Source organism: Desulfobacula sp., assembly GCF_021107415.1.
On sequence record NZ_JAIOSW010000227.1, the window covers coordinates 13,748 to 29,805 of the forward strand.

The window sequence follows — 16,058 nt, forward strand, 5'->3', positions numbered from 1 at the left end:
GCACTTGAAGAGATTATAGTCCCACTTCATATCATTAGTACTCCCAGGAGTAACTCGAAAAAAATCTAAAAATTTTGCATTATCTGACATTATGAGATAATATTTTTTCCAACCGATATTTTTTGTTAAAGTCGAAATTATATTTAGAGATGTTTATCTTGATATCATCAGGAGGAGAGTATGGCGTACTGTCGAAAAAAACTTTATATCCTTTTTTGTCTATCTATACTTTTATCTGCAACCTTCTCCTATGCTGAAGAAGAAATAGAAGACTTAATTGATATATTCGAGGCGGATAGTAAAATTATTGCTATTATAGAGGGTAAAAAGACTATTCCCTTTAACCTTCAGTCAAAAGAGAATGTTCTATGGAGTGCATCAAAGGGCAACTTAGGTGCATTTCTAACCAATGATCATTTTTTTATAATTTCTACCTCTTCTGGTGTTTGGAAATATTTGCATTTGAGGATAGACGAGTCAGAAAAAGCAATTGCGTCCTTATCTCCATATATTGCTTTATTGGTAACTAACAATCGTGTTATCGGCTATAATACAGTATCTAATCAATTCATTGAAACTCAACTTTCAATTAATGATGAGTTCGTTACAGCAAAAGTAGAAAAATATGTCGCTGTGGTAATAACATCCAGCAAAGTAATTGGTTTCACGACAAAAACTTCGACTTTTATTTCAATCCCACTCCGAGGTAAGGAGACCCTACATACGATAAAAATAACATCGAGTAAAGCAATAGTTCGCACCTCTGATCGCTTGTTGACTTTTGAAGCAAAGGGTTCTATTTGGAATGAACACAGACTATAATAGTTCTTTATCCAGCATACAATAAACCCATGAAGTTGATGGTGGGGCAGCAAGCGCGGCATTGATCTGGACAAACTGACCATTATCGGGCATTCTGGCAGCGGCAAGAGTACGCTACTGGGCACGGTAACAGACATACACAAGTTCAATGCAATGGGACTGGGAATCAAGGGGCAGCCAAGGGCGATCGGGTACATATCATCCCGCAGCGGCGCGGAGGCTGGAAACTGGCGCTGTGCTCGATAAAGGACAGTACGCTGCTGCTGATTGACGTTGATAATATGAAATTGTCGCGTTAATTTTGAAAAAATTAATTAAGCTCTCCCAGCAATTGTTTGGCTTCTTCATAACCTTCAAAATCATTGCTAAGCTCAAAGGCCTTTTTTAATGATTTTTTAGCAAGCTGCTTTTCCCCTTTTTTGGCATAAGTACGGCCAAGGTGAAAATGAATGGTCGCATTATTCGATAATTTCGTCAAAGCATCAGTAAATTCGATTTCAGCGTTTCCATATAAACCTTTATGATAGTATACCAGCCCGAGCGTATCAGCAATGGCAGGATCTTCGGGGAATTTTTCTTTGGCTCTTCGTGCTAGTTCCAAGGCCTTTTCAATTTCATTAGTACGTGCTACCAAATGGTATGCCAGATTGTTTGCGGCAGGGGCATAATCAGGATCTATTTCTAGAGCCTGGCGATAATGATCAGCTGCTTTTTCGTATTTTTTTTCACTATCATAAATAGTTCCAATCATCATGTGCGCAAAGGCATTGTTTGGATTTATTTTTAAGATTGACTGATATTGGTCAAGAGCTTTGAGTTTTTCTTTGTTTGATAAATAAATTTTTGCAAGAGCATTATATGGACCTGTAAATTGTGGATTGGCGTCAATGGCTTTAGTGAAGAATTGTTTTGCTTGTTCAGAATTATTCTGTTCTGAGAAAAGCTGCGCTTGAATATTATGAACAATCGCTTTGGACGTATTGTTCCCCTCAATAACTTTCAATTGTTTGTTGCAAAATTCATGGGCTTTGTTAAACTCTTTTTTCGCGACATGGACACGGATAATTTGTAAAAATACATCCATTTTTTGATTGTCTTTTTCATAGGTTTTGAAAAAATATTCATAGGCTGAATCATACTTTTTTAAGCTAGCCTGTAAAAGCCCCATCCGATAATAAGCCAATGGATTCTCAGGCAAAAGTTCAATAAGCCGTAGAAAATCTTTTTCTGCTTCCATAGGTTTTTGTTGACCCATTAAAGCATTTGCCCTGATCATTCGGGCATTATAGCTGTTAGGAGCAAGTTTAAGGGCATCTGTTGCTTCCATTCGTGCTAAATCATATGATTTTTCAGATAGATAGAGGTTTGAAAGCAAAAGTTTTGCTTTCAAAAATCTGGGATTAAGTTCAATAGATTTAATAATAGAAGCTTTTGCCTGGTCCAGCTTTCTTTTCCCAATATAATAAAGTCCTTTTAAATAATGGACTCTGAATGACTTTGGTTCATCTTTTTCAAGTGATTCAACTAACGGCAATACTTCGTCAAAATTTTTATTTAACAGCAGGATTTCTGTTTTTAGTAATCGGGAAGGGTAATAATCCGGTCTTTCGTTGAGAATAGGATCAATTAGTTTATTGGCTTCTTCAATATTTTTGTTATTGAAGTGAAACCTTGCAATAGTGTTTTTAATTGATAAGTCGTCAGGTTCGATGGCGGAAGCTTTTTTATATGAATCAAGGGCTTTTTCCTTATTATTGATACGTTCGTAAAAGTTTGCCATAATCATATATGATTTTATTGAATTATTCTTTGTATCAATTGCGCCCTGATAGGCTTTCTCAGCTTGATCATGTTCTTTTTGAATTAAATAGTAGTTTCCTAAAAGAATATAGGCTCGTTCATTTGTCGGATTATTTTTAATCGCATCTTTTAATAAAGATTCAATTTTTTTAAATTCTTTGTTTTTAAGGTAAAATCCGGCTAAAACAGAATATAATTTTATATTTTGTCTATCAATTTCAATGGCGCTTAGAAGAAGAGTCTCTGCTTCTTGGGGATTATTCTCAATAGCTTTAATTCTGGCCAGATTCTGCAATGCGCCAATATTTTTAGAATCAATCTTTAAAATTGCAGCATAAACGGCAGTAGCTTCATTGTAAGATTTTTTAACTAAATATATTTGGGCTTGGATATGCAGGGCTGTTATATTTTGGGGTTCTTTCTCAAGAATTATAATGATTTTTTCCATGGCCGGCTCAATTTGTTTGCCAAGGAAGAGGAATTCGGCTAACTTTAATTGTGCTTTATTGTTGTCAGGATCTAATTGGACAACTTTGGAATACATACCAAAAGCACCTTTTAAATTTCCCAATTTTACCATGGTTTCAGCTAAAAGATAATTCGCTTGAATAAATTTAGGATCTATTTTAATGGCATTTTTAAGCTCAATTTCAGCCTTTTTATATTCTTTTTGAGCATAGTAGTTATTTGCTTTATTAAAAAAAGATTCTTTTTTTTCCTGTTCAGATTGACAGCCGAGAACAAAACAGAAAACAACAAGGATAAAAAAGAATTTTAAAGCGGATTTCATTATGACCTCCAAATTATTTGCGTAGTTTGCACATCCAATTATCATGTCACTTTAATTTATAAAACAAAAATATTATAAGTTATAGCACATGATCGAATTGTTTCGTTTTTTGAATTGATAAAAGAGCAAAGTTATATATAGGTGACTTCAATTGTTTTTTCAAGAGAATAAAAGAAAACAAATTGAGCATTATCATATACATATTATTCTTAACATCTTGATAATTAATGCTTTCTAAGATAAAGTCGCTCTTCAGTAGAATAGATATAATATAATTCGGAGTATAAATGAAATATTTTCCATTAAAAACGGTAATATTCTGTCTGTTATTCACACCAATTCTATATGTCGTTACACTGAACGTCTATCAAAAATATTTTAATCGTCATTATCTTCAAAAGATTGAGAATATTTTTATTGGAGATACCTCAAATCTTTTAGATGGACGGGTATCGATTGAAGAGCAGATTGCCGAAAATATTTACACCTTTCTTGAAACTGACTGGATGGTTCAATATATTGGTCTTGACCTCAAAGCCCTTGTCACCACTAAAAAAGGGAAATTGATTTATCCAACTTTTATTAATGCAGATGCGTTTATAAACAGCCTTAATGAAAATAATAACTTTGAAATCATTGCAAAGCAGAATTTCAAAATTTTAAATGATGGGTTGACTGTTAGTGCTGAGATCAATCTGAATCATGGTTCCAGACTCGCTAATTTTATTTTATTAATATATTTCAGTGCTGGTCTTTTAATTGTTTTAATTTTATATAAAGTTGGAAGTTTAAAAGCAGCACATGATACAAAAGTCAAAAAGGCTTTAATTGATGATTTGCAAAAAGAAGAACAGGTTCATAAACAGATTTTAGAAAATTTGAAAAAAGAGCGACAGGGATTGTTTGAAAATATTAAATCTTTGAATGCTAAATATCAAAAAGATAAAAAGAAATTAAAAATAAATGAAGACGAAATGTTTGATGAGATTCTCTCTCTTGAAAAACAACTTAATGCCTTTATTGAATTAAAACAGGAGAAGGAAGAGGAAATCAATGAACTCAAGTCAACAATCAGCAAATATGAAAGAAGAAAAAGCTCGAAAAGCAAAAGAAATGAGTTCGATTTTACTTTTAAACGTTTTAGTGTTCTGTATAAGAACATTGTAATGAATAGAAAAGCGATTTCAGGATTATTAAGTCTAAATGAAGATCAACAAATCAAGGCAGAAGAATGTATACTATTGTTAAATCAGAAACCAGAGAAAATAACGATAAAAAGAAAAGTGTTTTCGGGAAAAAAACATAAAACAACTTGCCTTGAAGTACTATTTGCATATAATGGACGTCTCTATTTTAAGCAGAATGAAAAAAGTAAAATTGAAGTACTGGTTGTCGGGACAAAAAATACTCAAGCAAAAGATATGGGGTTTCTTCATAATTCATAATTAATTCATATGTATACTTCTTTTTATAAATTAAAAATAAAACCGTTTCAAATCAGTTCAGACCCTGATTTTCTGTGGCTTGGGGAAAAGCATCAAGAAGCATTGGCAACACTTAAATATGGTATTCTTGATAACAAAGGGTTCCTTTTATTGACCGGAGATGTCGGTACGGGTAAAACAACACTAATAAATTCATTAATACAGAGTCTGAGCAACGATATCATTTGTGCATCAGTTTCAGACCCAAGTCTTTCAAAACTTGATTTCTTTAATTACATTGCATCCTCTTTTGGAATTAACCAGGAATTTTCATCAAAGGGTGCCTTTCTTGTTCGATTTCGCAAATTCCTACTAGATGCTCATAAAATTGATAAAAAAATTTTACTTATCATTGATGAAGCGCAGCTGTTAACCCAGGAACTGCTTGAAGAAATTCGCTTGTTATCAAATATTGAAAAGACAAACACTAAATTAATAAATATTTTTTTTGTCGGGCAGAATGAATTTAATGAAATTTTAAATCAAGATCAAAACAGAGCTGTCCGGCAAAGATTGACACTAAATTATAATATTGATCCATTAACTCCTGATGAGACGGATGAGTACATACAATACCGGTTAAAAGTTGCCGGTGCAGTTCAATCCATTTTTGAACCTTTTGCTGTTCAGGAAATATTCATGTATTCCGGGGGATTCCCCAGAAGGATCAATATTATTTGTGATCATGCATTGTTGTCGGGTTATGTTAAAGACAAAGAAACAATTAGTGCGGGCATTATACAGGAGTGTGCCAAAGAACTTAAAATCCCCGCATATGTCAGGAATCGTGATATAAATGGATTTACAAACTATCATCAAAAACCTGTCCCCGATATTCAATCCCAATCAGTACTTTTGAGACCCATACCTCCGAAAAAAAAGGGGGGGGGGATCGGTAATTTATTAATTGGAATAGTCGGATTTTTTTTGTTTTTAATTATCTGCTGGTGGATATTATTCCCTGTGAGTTTTCAGCAAGTCATATCAGATACCAATAGCCACATAAATTTTATAACAAATAATAGATCCAAGTTCCTTCCGGAATTTTTAAATCCAACCATCTTAGCAGATAGCTCAAAAAATAGAAAAAATGAATATAATCAAATAGAAGTGTTAAAAGATGTGGGTAATAAAGAAGAAAAAATTCAAATTAAAAAAAACGATCAAGGGATTGCCAATCATCAGGAAAAAATGACAATACCCGGTAACAACATAGTAATATCGCAGAAAGATATAAAAAAAAGAATCCCCGAACCATTAGTTCAAGATGAACTTCATGAAATTATTGAAAATAAAAACTTGTCTGAAAATCCAATTAAGTCGTCAAACACATCCATAAGGCCGAATGAATTAAAAAACGAAAAAAAAATTAATCCGGCAGATCAAGATGGTGAAATGAAAAAAAAAATTTTGCCTTTACCAGAGGAAACAATAATTGTCAGATTTAACTATAACACCAATGACTTTACTGAAGAAGGATTTAACAAATTAAAAAATTTTGCTGATATTCTTACAATGCATCCTGACGCCAAGATTTTGATTTCAGGCTATACAGACTCAGAAGGCTATCAAAAATACAATATAAAGTTGTCAGAGTTCAGGGCTAATATTGTCAGAAGTTTTCTACTTGGAAGGGGTATAAATCCAGATCAAATTGGAGTTAAAGGCTTGGGAAGCATTAACCCCGTTGAAAGCAACAATACCGCTTGGGGAAGAATGATGAACAGACGCGTCGAAATTGAAATCCTTCAGTAAATTCCTATTGAAAATCTCCATTAAGCTCGTTTAGTAACCAGACTGGATCAATTATCACACCTGATTAAAACTATGTAATAAATTACATAAATCATATAATAAACTACACAATTTCATATGAACATGTAGAGCTTCCTGAATAAATCAGAATGGCCCTGTTAATTTGGTCATATTTATATTTTTTACGGACAATAATTAAAGATGATTTTTTATTTTACAAGCGATTGCCTTGGGAAAATTCGACTTAAATATTTTGAGTCAAATATTGACTATTTTTTGATGCTGTGATATTTAATTGAGGTTTATAGGTCTTAAGAGACTATTTAAAATTCAAACTACAGGATTAAGATACAGGATTATTATTATGATTTGTACAACTATCAGGGAAGGTGACGACTGCGTATTCATGACGGCAAAAGGATGCAGCTATAATGAAGGAGCATGCCTCCCTATTATTGATGAATGCAAAGGATGTGCGAGAACTTCAAAATATGAAACCGGTGAATATTGCACTGCCGCTCCGGATCCATCATTAAAATGGAAAAACGGAAATTGCAATATTGCAACCCATGTTAAAACTGTTGCAGCAAATAAAAAACAAAAGATTAACCCGATCAAAGCTTCCAAAAGAAGATAATTTTTATATATAAGTTTTATTTAAACTCTGTGGTTTTAGTCTTGATAAAGCTACAGAGTTTTTTTAATTTCAATTACTTTAATGAATTGTTTTCAGGGTTACTTTATCCACTAACCATTTTAAAAAGAGTGAATTATGAATCCTATTGCACAAGAACTAAACCAAATTATTAATGGATCCAATCCCCACATTTTTGAAATGCTTTCTGATATGGGAAAAGCCCTTTTTTTTCCAAAAGGCATCCTGAGTCAGAGTGCTGAAGCCAAACAAAAAGCAGATAAGATTAATGCGACAATTGGTATTGCCAAAGAAGGCAACAGCGTATTAAGCCTTTCTTCGATCACAAAGTATATTAAAGATATTGAACCGGATGATTATTTGCCTTATGCCCCATCCTTTGGCATTCCAGCACTTCGGAACAAATGGAAGTCCGACCTTTATCAAAAGAACCCGTCACTTAAAAATAAAAAAATCAGTCTTCCTGTTGTGACTTCAGGTATCACCCACGGCGTCAGTATTCTGTCTGATATGTGGGTGAACACAAACGATGTGATTGTTCTGCCTGATATGATGTGGGGTAATTACACTATGACCTTTTGTGTCAGAAACAGCGGACGAATTGTTCATTACAAAGCCTATGATGATCAGCTGACCCGGTTTAATATAGATTCTTTTGAAAAAGTGATGCGTCAACAGGCAAAGGAAAATGATAAAATTGTCACGGTTTTAAATTTTCCTCATAACCCCAGCGGATATTCCTTAAGTGTATCCGAAGCTGACAGGGTTGCCGGTATTCTCATTGATATTGCCCGACAGGGTACCAATGTGGTTGTTGCTTGTGATGATGCCTACTTTGGACTTTTCTTTGAAGAACAAACCAGCAAAGAATCCATATTTACCAAACTTGCAGGTGCAGACAAACGCCTTGTCGCTATTAAACTTGATGGTGCAACAAAAGAAGACTATGTTTGGGGGTTCAGAACAGGTTTTATTACCTATGGTGTTTTTGGAGATGATGATAATGTCCTGGAAGCACTGGAAAAGAAGACCGGAGGATGTATCCGTGGAAATATTTCCAATTCATCCCATTTGAGCCAGACCATTCTTTTAAAATCCATGGCGGATGAAAATTATGAGGTTTATAAAAAAGAAAAATTTGATCTCCTGAAAAGACGGGCTTTAAAAATGAAAGCGGTCTTAAAAGATCCTAAATTTAAAGATGCCTTTGATGTCTATCCATTTAATTCAGGATATTTCATGTGTATCCGGTTAAAGGATGTGGACGCAGAAGAATTAAGGCTCCATCTTCTGGATAATTACGGGACCGGTTTGATTTCCATTGGTAAAAAAAATATCCGGGTGGCATTTTCCTGTCTGGAAGAGAGTGATGTAGAAACATTGTTTGATATCATATTGAGTGGAATTGATGACCTTAGAAAAGGGTAATGGTCATGGGGTTTAAAGAAAGAATGGGTTCAGGGGATATTGCAGTCGCAGGAAGATGGCTGTTTTATTTTGTCTTAATCGGCATTATTGCCGGTTGCGGTGCCATTGTTTTCCATTGTTTATGCGGACTTGGCATGCATTTTTTCATGGATCTGATGGCGGGATACAGACCGGGGGCTCCGGCAGGAGAGCACCTTCTGCTGCCTCACACCCAAACCCCTTTTAACAAATGGATACTTTTAATTTTACCGGCTTTAGGCGGTGTTGTCAGCGGTTGGCTCGTTTATACATTTGCCCCGGAAGCAGAGGGCCATGGAACAGATGCAGCCATTGATGCCTACCATCATAAAGGAGGGCTCATCCGTGGCAGAATACCCTTCATTAAAACCATTGCTTCCACATTAACACTGACAACCGGAGGATCAGGAGGCAGGGAAGGGCCCATAGCGCAAATCGGTGCGGGGTTTGGATCTTTTCTGGCCACTAAATTCAAACTGTCTGAAAGAGAAAGAAGAATCATGATGGCCGCCGGGATTGGCGCCGGTGTCGGATCCATATTTCGTGCTCCACTGGCCGGTGCGCTTTTTGCGGCGGAAGTTCTTTACCGTGACCCTGATTTTGAATCGGAAGTCATTATTCCGGCCGGTATCTCTTCTGTTTTTGCCTATTGTACTTTTTGTCTTGTTTTCGGATGGGGATCTTTATTTGATTCTCCAAATTTTAAGTTTCAAAACCCTTTGGAACTAGGGCCTTACATCGTTCTTGCCGGTGTTCTTGTGCTGACTGCTATTCTTTACATTAAAGTATTTTACGGGGTAATAGATCTTTTTAAAAAATTTTCAATCCCCAACCATCTTAAACCGGCTGTGGGTGGTTTGATCACTGGTATTATCGGTTTTTTTCTTCCCTATACCCTTTCATTCGGCTATGGAATTGCTCAGCAGGCAATTTTTAACCAGGTGGCCATCCCCACTTTAATTGCATTGGCCCTGGGAAAAATATTTACCACATCCTTTTCCATTGGTTCCGGTGGCAGCGGCGGGGTGTTCGGCCCGTCAATCGTCATAGGGGGCGCCATGGGCGGGGCTGTCGGGAAAATTTTTCACCTGCTTATCCCTTCGGTTGTCACGGCCCCAGGTTCATTTGTTATTGTCGGTATGGCAGGATTTTTCGCAGCCGCATCCAATACACCGATTTCAACCATTATTTTTATCAGTGAGATGACCAATTCCTACCACTTATTATTACCCAGCCTCATGGTCTGTTCCATCTGTTATTTATTATGTCAACGATGGACTATTTTTGAAAATCAGGTCAAATCCAGAATTGATTCTCCGGCCCATGCCGGTGAGTTTATGATGGATATCCTTCAAACCATAAAAGTGGGTAATTTAAGACATTTGATCAAAGAAGTCAGGTGTATGAATGAAGATATGCCATTCAGTGAATTTAAAAAAATATTTTCAAGCACCAAACAGCACTATTTTCCCGTTATTAACACCAAAGGTGATTTATCCGGCATTTTTTCCTCCAATGATATCAGGGAAGTTCTTTTTGCAATCCATATAGAACAATTGGTTGTGATGAAAGATATCATGGTGTCTGAGCTGATTTGTACCACACCTTCCGAAGATCTGAACACAGTACTCTTAAAGCTGACTCAAAAAAACATTGATGCTTTACCGGTAATGGAAGAAGAAGATTCAGACCATCTGATCGGTTTAATTTACAGGCGGGACATCATTTCACATTATAATGACCATATCAAAAAAATAAAAGTTCAAGAATAATTCACTTTTTTTAAAAACAATCCAAGGGCCGGTGCTGTTGAACCGGCCTTTGTCCTATCCTTTGCTTCAAGTATATTGATAAAGTCATCAATAGTCATTTTATTCAATCCGGCAAGAACAATGGTTCCGATGAGGTTTCGTACCATATATTTTAAAAATCCATTGGCACAAATTTTAAATACAATTCTGTTATTTTCAATTTTATTGATATTGAAAAAAAAGACTTCCCGAATAGTAGAAGAGCGCGGGCTTCCTGTATTCTCAAAAGATTTAAAATCAAAAATCCCTGTAATTGCCTGACAACATTGACGCATTGCATCAATATCGAGAGGATATCGGATATGCCATTGAAAGAACCTGTTTATGGCGCAAGGGTCTTTTCTGTTTAAAATAAAATAATGATATTCTTTGGAAATTGCTTTGTACCGTGCATGAAAATCATCATCCACAATACAGCACTCCCTGATCACAATGGAGTTTTGGATCAGACTGTTCACTCCCTTTTTAAGATCCCCGGGTAAAATATCCGTATTTGCATAAAAATTTGCGACCTGGCCAAAGGCATGAACACCGGCATCGGTTCGACCGGAGGCTGAAATTTTGACCTTCTGGTTCAAAATCCGGGTTAAAGTTTTTTCAATTTCACCCTGGATGGTTATCTTATCATTTTGTCTTTGCCAGCCAAAGAACTCTGTCCCGTCATATTCAATAATAATTTTAAAATTTTTATTCATTATTGTCTAAGAAGTCGGCTAACTTTTTATTGGCTTTAAGAATGGCAAAAGACAATTGATTGGCTGTATTAGAGTCAAGAATTTTTGTATATTTCAGATATAATTTTTTGTAGGCAACGGCAATGGACCTTTTTAATTCAAGTCCTTTTTCACTGGGAAAGATAAATGCAGACTTCCCTTTTGTTTTACGCACTAAAAGTCCCTTTTTCTCAAGAGCATCAACAAACCGTGTGATAGTGGAAGGTGTCAGGTGGAGAAGAAAGCTTAATTGTTTTGGACTGATTCCGGGTGTATCATAGATCAGCAGCAGTAAAGATGCATGGGCAGGAGAGAGATTTAAGTGCTTAAATTCTTTTTCAGCAAGTTTTAATAAATACCTGGACAAGGCATTTGTATTAAAAAACAGACAGCTTTCAAGAAAATTTTCTTTGTTTTCCATTTTTACCTCAACATATATGATTGTATATGCAATTATTATATTTGGTATTATATGTCAATGTTTGTTCTTAAATCATTTACACAAATCAGCCACCAACGTATAATGTATTTTTTTTATGAGATATGAGATATGAGTTTTGAGAAGTATCATTATTCATCCCTCTATATCTATAAGTGGAGTAAATTTTATGAAAGGCTTTAAATTTGCCGGTATTCATGCTGGAATTAAAAAAAAAGATCAAAAAGATCTGGGGCTTATATATTGTAAAAACCCTGCTGTTGCAGCAGCCCTGTTTACACGAAACAAGGTGATTGCAGCCCCGGTGATTCTGGGAAAAAAGAAAATTAAAAAAGGCTTGTGCCAGGCGGTTCTTGTTAACAGCGGTAATGCCAATTGCTTTACAGGAGACAAGGGAATTAAAGATGCCATTGCCTGTTCGAAAATGGTGGCCACATCACTGGGTATCCCCGAAGACTTTGTCTTGGTGTCTTCAACGGGTGTGATTGGCCAGAATCTTCCCATGGATAAATTCAAAGTCGGCGTTCCGGACATTGTCATTCATCTTTCTGCTGATCATGCAGATGATTTTGCAGATGCTATTCTTACCACTGATACACACAATAAAATTGTAAAAAAAAGTGGCACGATAGATGATAAAAAATTTTCAATCATGGGGATTGCAAAAGGATCTGGTATGATCCGGCCGGATATGGCAACTATGCTGGCCTTTATTTGTACGGATATTAATATATCGGCCAAGGATTTAAAAGTATGTTTAAGTGCAGCCAGTGAAAAATCCTTTAACCGGATCACCATTGATGGTGATACCAGCACCAATGATACGCTTTTGGCCTTGGCAAACGGTATGTCAGGAGTGAAAATCAACGATACTGATTCTAAAAAAAATTTTCAGGACATGCTGGATAAAGTTTGTATAGAACTTGCTAAAATGGTGGTCAAAGACGGGGAGGGTGCCACCAAGCTTATTCAGATTATTGTTAAAGGGGCTCAATCAAAACAGGATGCATTTAAGGTGTCTGAAACCATTGCCCATTCCAATCTGGTTAAGACGGCTATTTACGGAGAAGATCCTAACTGGGGAAGGATCACTGCAGCTGCCGGACGGTCCGGAGCCCATGTTGTTCCAGAAAAGATGGATCTTTTTTTTGATGACCAGCCATTAATTTTAAAAGGCAAATGGATAGGAGACGAAGCTGAAAAAAAGACAGCTCAAATTATGAAAAATAAAGAAATTACTATTACACTTGATTTGAATATAGGAAAAGAAACGGACTTTTTTCTGTTTTGTGACTTCAGTGTTGATTATGTAAAAATTAATGCGGAATACAGGTCGTAACGTGCGGCTTCAAAAATATCTGGCCCATGCAGGGCTTTGTTCCAGGAGAAAAGCAGAAGAGCATATCTTAAACGGTCAGGTAAAAGTAAACCATCAGATTGTCACGGAACTGGGTACAAAGATCGACCCTGAAAATGACCGGGTTTTTTTTAATAATCATCCGATTATTTTAAAACAAGATGTTTCAAAAGTTTATATTGCTTTGAACAAACCACAGGGAGTTGTCACATCCTGTTCACAGCAGAAATCAAAAATTATTCTTGATTTGATTGATATTGATGAGCGGGTGTATCCTGTGGGAAGACTTGATAAAAATTCTAAAGGACTGGTGTTGTTGACCAATGACGGAGATCTTCATAATAAATTATCCCATCCGTCATTTAATCATGAAAAAGAGTATATTGTGACGACACTTCACCCCATACCTGAAACTGCATTAATAAATATGTCACAGGGTATTGTTATTGACAACGTTAAAACCAGAAAAGCAAGAGTGAAACGTCTTTCAAAGAATAAATTCAATATTGTTTTAAAACAGGGAAGGAACCGCCAGATTCGAAAAATGGTGGGCAAAACCGGGAACAAGGTTGATATTTTAAAAAGAGTCCGGATGGCAAATATCAACCTTGGGAATCTAAAAGAAGGAAAATGGCGTTATTTGACCTCTAAAGAAATCAAACAATTAACCCAGTGATTGAATCCCAATGGCTTTTTTTATTTTTTCAAGAAAGGGTACGGAGAATTCTCTTGCTTTTGCTGCACCCTTCATAAGTATTTCATCAATATCAGACGGATTTTTAATCAGGTCTTCATATTGTCTTCTGGGTTCTTTTAATATGTCATCAATATATTCAAAGAGCTCCTGTTTCATGGTTCCCCATGCAATTCCCCGTCGGTAACGCTCGGCCATTTCTTTTGTTTGTGATTCACTGGCAAATGCCTTATATATTGAAAAAAGTGTGCAAGTATCCGGATCTTTGGGTTCATCCGGACCCAGAGAATTGGTTTTTATCTTCATAATCAGTTTTTTAAGACGTTTTTGTGTATCAAACAGAGGAATATAATTATGATAGCTTTTACTCATCTTACGGCCATCAAGACCTGCGAGAACAGCAGACGTCTCATCCACAATAACTTCGGGAAGAATAAATAGCTTTTTATAAACATGATTAAATCTTGCCGCTATATCTCTTGTCATTTCAAGATGCTGAACCTGGTCTTTGCCCACAGGTACTTTTTGAGCATTAAACATCAGGATATCAGCTGCCATCAGTACCGGATATGAGAAAAGTCCCATGGTTATGCCTTTATCCGGGTCATTATGTCCTTGTTCATCATTTTGGGCCTTCACAGCTTTATAGGCATGGGCTCTGTTCATCAATCCTTTGGCAGTAAGGCAGGTGAGTATCCAGGTTAATTCAGGTATTTCAGGAATATCTGATTGCCGGTAAAATACACAATTGTTATAGTCCAGCCCTAAAGCAATCCATGCGGCTGCAATCTCAAGTGCGGATTGTTTTCTTAAACTTGGATCTTGATTTTTAATTAAAGAATGATAATCAGCAAGAAAATAATAGGATACTAATTTTAAATTTTTACTGGATTCAACTGCCGGACGTATGGCACCGACATAATTACCAAGGTGAGGGGTTCCACTGGTTGTAATACCCGTTAAAAAATCTGCATTTTTCATTTTCAATTATTCCTGAAATAAATTATTTTTAAATTGAATAACCGGGGATTAACAAAAAGTAATGACTTAATCAATAAGTTTGTTTTTCTTGGCATATTCTGCGGCAAACTTAATTTCTTCTTTTTTTGTTTTTAACTGGCCATCCAGTTTAGCGGTTAAGATCTGGTTGAGTATCGTACTAAAAACAGGGCCGGATGGTACCCCGATTTTTAATAAATCTCTACCCTGAATATAAGGTTTTATACTTCTTTGATGCGTATAAAAATTTGAGATGGCTTTCCTTGTATCATCACTTTTTGCCAAAGCCATCATGTATAAAATAAATTCAGTTTTAAAGTTAATGAGAACCCAGTACAGATCCTCTTTACTATAATTTGATGCGTTCTCTATTAAATTAAGTTGCTTTTCAGCTTTATATCTTTTTTCCAAAAGAATGCCACGTTCTTTCAAAGGCACTTTGAGTTTGTTACAAATCTGCTCACAGACATTATAAGGACAACGGTTCAAAAGTGCCATAAAGTAAACCGACCATCTTGGGTATGGCTCATCAATATACAAAAGATCATGCCAGGATAGTATTTTATTGACTGACTCAAGCAAATGAAATGTATTTGGGATAAAGGTCAGTTCCTTATGAATAACCTTTTCAAGGCCGTATGCCTCCATTGTTCTAATGGCAGGAATTGGATTTTCTTCTTCAAATATTTGTTTTAGTTCAGATAATACCCGAAGGCCGCTTAAATTTTTAAAAGAGTCTATTTTTATTGCATTATTAATTAAATTTGAGGTGACTTTCCCAATTTTGAATCCAAACCGGTTTGAAAATTTAATGGCTCTGAAAATACGAGTGGGGTCTTCAACAAAGCTTAAATTATGAATGGTTCTTATTGTTTTATCTTTCAAATCTCTGTTCGCACCAAAATAGTCTATCATAGTTCCAAAATTATCAGGATTAAGACTGATCGCCAGGGTATTGATTGTAAAATCTCTTCGTGCAAGGTCAAGTTTAATGGAACTTTTTTCAACAATAGGCAATGCTGCCGGTGTTTTATAATATTCCAACCTGGCAGAGGCCACATCAATTTTAAAATTATCAGGAAAAATAATCACTGCTGTACCAAATTTTTTATAGGTATTTATTCTGCAACCTTCTTTTTTTGCATAGACCTTGGCAAACTTAATACCGTCGCCTTCAACAACAATATCAATGTCATCGATTTGTCTGTTCAGCAACAGATCCCTCACAAATCCGCCGACAACAAACATATTAAACCCAAGTTCATTGCCGGTTTTACCGATATTTTGAAGAAG

13 protein-coding genes are annotated in these 16,058 nt (G+C 35.7%); 8 read left to right on the plus strand and 5 right to left on the minus strand.

Annotated elements, in window-relative coordinates:
• Window positions 1–180: 180 nt before the first annotated feature.
• Complete coding sequence (locus K8S13_RS12385; protein ID WP_291462906.1) at window positions 181–822, plus strand: hypothetical protein; 642 nt, start codon at window positions 181–183, stop codon at window positions 820–822.
• Window positions 823–1,132: 310 nt separating this feature from the next.
• Here the strand turns inward: K8S13_RS12385 and K8S13_RS12390 are convergent, their stop codons facing one another.
• The gene (locus tag K8S13_RS12390; protein ID WP_291462907.1) at window positions 1,133–3,412 is read right to left on the minus strand and encodes a tetratricopeptide repeat protein; all 2,280 of its coding nucleotides are present in this window, start codon (window positions 3,410–3,412) and stop codon (window positions 1,133–1,135) included.
• 287 nt (window positions 3,413–3,699) lie between these two features.
• Here K8S13_RS12390 and K8S13_RS12395 point away from each other — a divergent pair, with 287 nt between their 5' ends.
• The 5 genes from K8S13_RS12395 to K8S13_RS12415 all read left to right on the plus strand — a co-directional run bounded on the left by K8S13_RS12395 (window position 3,700) and on the right by K8S13_RS12415 (window position 10,524).
• Window positions 3,700–4,857, plus strand: a complete 1,158-nt coding sequence (locus K8S13_RS12395; protein ID WP_291462908.1) for a hypothetical protein — start codon at window positions 3,700–3,702, stop codon at window positions 4,855–4,857.
• 9 nt (window positions 4,858–4,866) lie between these two features.
• The gene (locus K8S13_RS12400) at window positions 4,867–6,651 is read left to right on the plus strand and encodes an AAA family ATPase (protein ID WP_291462910.1); all 1,785 of its coding nucleotides are present in this window, start codon (window positions 4,867–4,869) and stop codon (window positions 6,649–6,651) included.
• Between the two features lie 364 nt (window positions 6,652–7,015).
• Window positions 7,016–7,288 carry a PxxKW family cysteine-rich protein gene (locus tag K8S13_RS12405; RefSeq protein ID WP_291462911.1) on the plus strand — a complete coding sequence of 91 codons (273 nt, stop codon included), beginning with the start codon at window positions 7,016–7,018 and terminating at the stop codon, window positions 7,286–7,288.
• Window positions 7,289–7,423: 135 nt separating this feature from the next.
• Complete coding sequence (locus K8S13_RS12410) at window positions 7,424–8,734, plus strand: aminotransferase class I/II-fold pyridoxal phosphate-dependent enzyme (RefSeq protein WP_291462912.1); 1,311 nt, start codon at window positions 7,424–7,426, stop codon at window positions 8,732–8,734.
• Between the two features lie 5 nt (window positions 8,735–8,739).
• Window positions 8,740–10,524, plus strand: coding sequence for a chloride channel protein (locus K8S13_RS12415; protein ID WP_291462913.1), 1,785 nt, complete (start codon window positions 8,740–8,742; stop codon window positions 10,522–10,524).
• Here the strand turns inward: K8S13_RS12415 and truA are convergent.
• Together truA and K8S13_RS12425 are read right to left on the minus strand one after the other, a co-directional pair.
• Window positions 10,515–11,258, minus strand: coding sequence for a tRNA pseudouridine(38-40) synthase TruA (truA, locus tag K8S13_RS12420; RefSeq protein ID WP_291462914.1), 744 nt, complete (start codon window positions 11,256–11,258; stop codon window positions 10,515–10,517). The two genes, K8S13_RS12415 and truA, sit on opposite strands and share 10 nt — an antisense overlap.
• Entirely contained in the window at window positions 11,251–11,697 is a 447-nt protein-coding gene (locus K8S13_RS12425; protein ID WP_291462916.1) for a MarR family transcriptional regulator, read from the minus strand. Before K8S13_RS12425 ends, truA begins: the two co-directional genes overlap by 8 nt.
• 187 nt (window positions 11,698–11,884) lie before the next feature.
• Here K8S13_RS12425 and argJ point away from each other — a divergent pair, with 187 nt between their 5' ends.
• Both argJ and K8S13_RS12435 read left to right on the plus strand, forming a co-directional pair.
• Window positions 11,885–13,054 (plus strand): bifunctional glutamate N-acetyltransferase/amino-acid acetyltransferase ArgJ, encoded by a 1,170-nt coding sequence (argJ, locus tag K8S13_RS12430; RefSeq protein ID WP_291462918.1) that lies wholly within the window; start codon window positions 11,885–11,887, stop codon window positions 13,052–13,054.
• Window position 13,055: 1 nt separating this feature from the next.
• A complete protein-coding gene (locus K8S13_RS12435) occupies window positions 13,056–13,748 on the plus strand; it encodes a pseudouridine synthase (RefSeq protein ID WP_291462919.1) in 693 nt (230 codons plus the stop codon).
• Here the strand turns inward: K8S13_RS12435 and trpS are convergent.
• Both trpS and K8S13_RS12445 read right to left on the minus strand, forming a co-directional pair.
• A complete protein-coding gene (gene trpS, locus K8S13_RS12440; protein WP_291462920.1) occupies window positions 13,737–14,747 on the minus strand; it encodes a tryptophan--tRNA ligase in 1,011 nt (336 codons plus the stop codon). The genes K8S13_RS12435 and trpS overlap by 12 nt on opposite strands.
• A 66-nt stretch (window positions 14,748–14,813) precedes the next feature.
• Window positions 14,814–16,058: CCA tRNA nucleotidyltransferase (locus K8S13_RS12445; protein ID WP_367172585.1), on the minus strand; the 1,245-nt coding region annotated here is incomplete at its 5' end.

Excerpts from the sequence above, each read along its gene's own strand:
- K8S13_RS12385 (WP_291462906.1), top strand. The coding sequence starts at position 181 with ATGGCGTACTGTCGAAAAAAACTTTATATCCTTTTTTGTCTATCTATA.
- K8S13_RS12390 (WP_291462907.1), bottom strand. The coding sequence starts at position 3,412 with ATGAAATCCGCTTTAAAATTCTTTTTTATCCTTGTTGTTTTCTGTTTT.
- K8S13_RS12395 (WP_291462908.1), top strand. The coding sequence starts at position 3,700 with ATGAAATATTTTCCATTAAAAACGGTAATATTCTGTCTGTTATTCACA.
- K8S13_RS12400 (WP_291462910.1), top strand. The coding sequence starts at position 4,867 with ATGTATACTTCTTTTTATAAATTAAAAATAAAACCGTTTCAAATCAGT.
- K8S13_RS12405 (WP_291462911.1), top strand. The coding sequence starts at position 7,016 with ATGATTTGTACAACTATCAGGGAAGGTGACGACTGCGTATTCATGACG.
- K8S13_RS12410 (WP_291462912.1), top strand. The coding sequence starts at position 7,424 with ATGAATCCTATTGCACAAGAACTAAACCAAATTATTAATGGATCCAAT.
- K8S13_RS12415 (WP_291462913.1), top strand. The coding sequence starts at position 8,740 with ATGGGGTTTAAAGAAAGAATGGGTTCAGGGGATATTGCAGTCGCAGGA.
- truA (WP_291462914.1), bottom strand. The coding sequence starts at position 11,258 with ATGAATAAAAATTTTAAAATTATTATTGAATATGACGGGACAGAGTTC.
- K8S13_RS12425 (WP_291462916.1), bottom strand. The coding sequence starts at position 11,697 with ATGGAAAACAAAGAAAATTTTCTTGAAAGCTGTCTGTTTTTTAATACA.
- argJ (WP_291462918.1), top strand. The coding sequence starts at position 11,885 with ATGAAAGGCTTTAAATTTGCCGGTATTCATGCTGGAATTAAAAAAAAA.
- trpS (WP_291462920.1), bottom strand. The coding sequence starts at position 14,747 with ATGAAAAATGCAGATTTTTTAACGGGTATTACAACCAGTGGAACCCCT.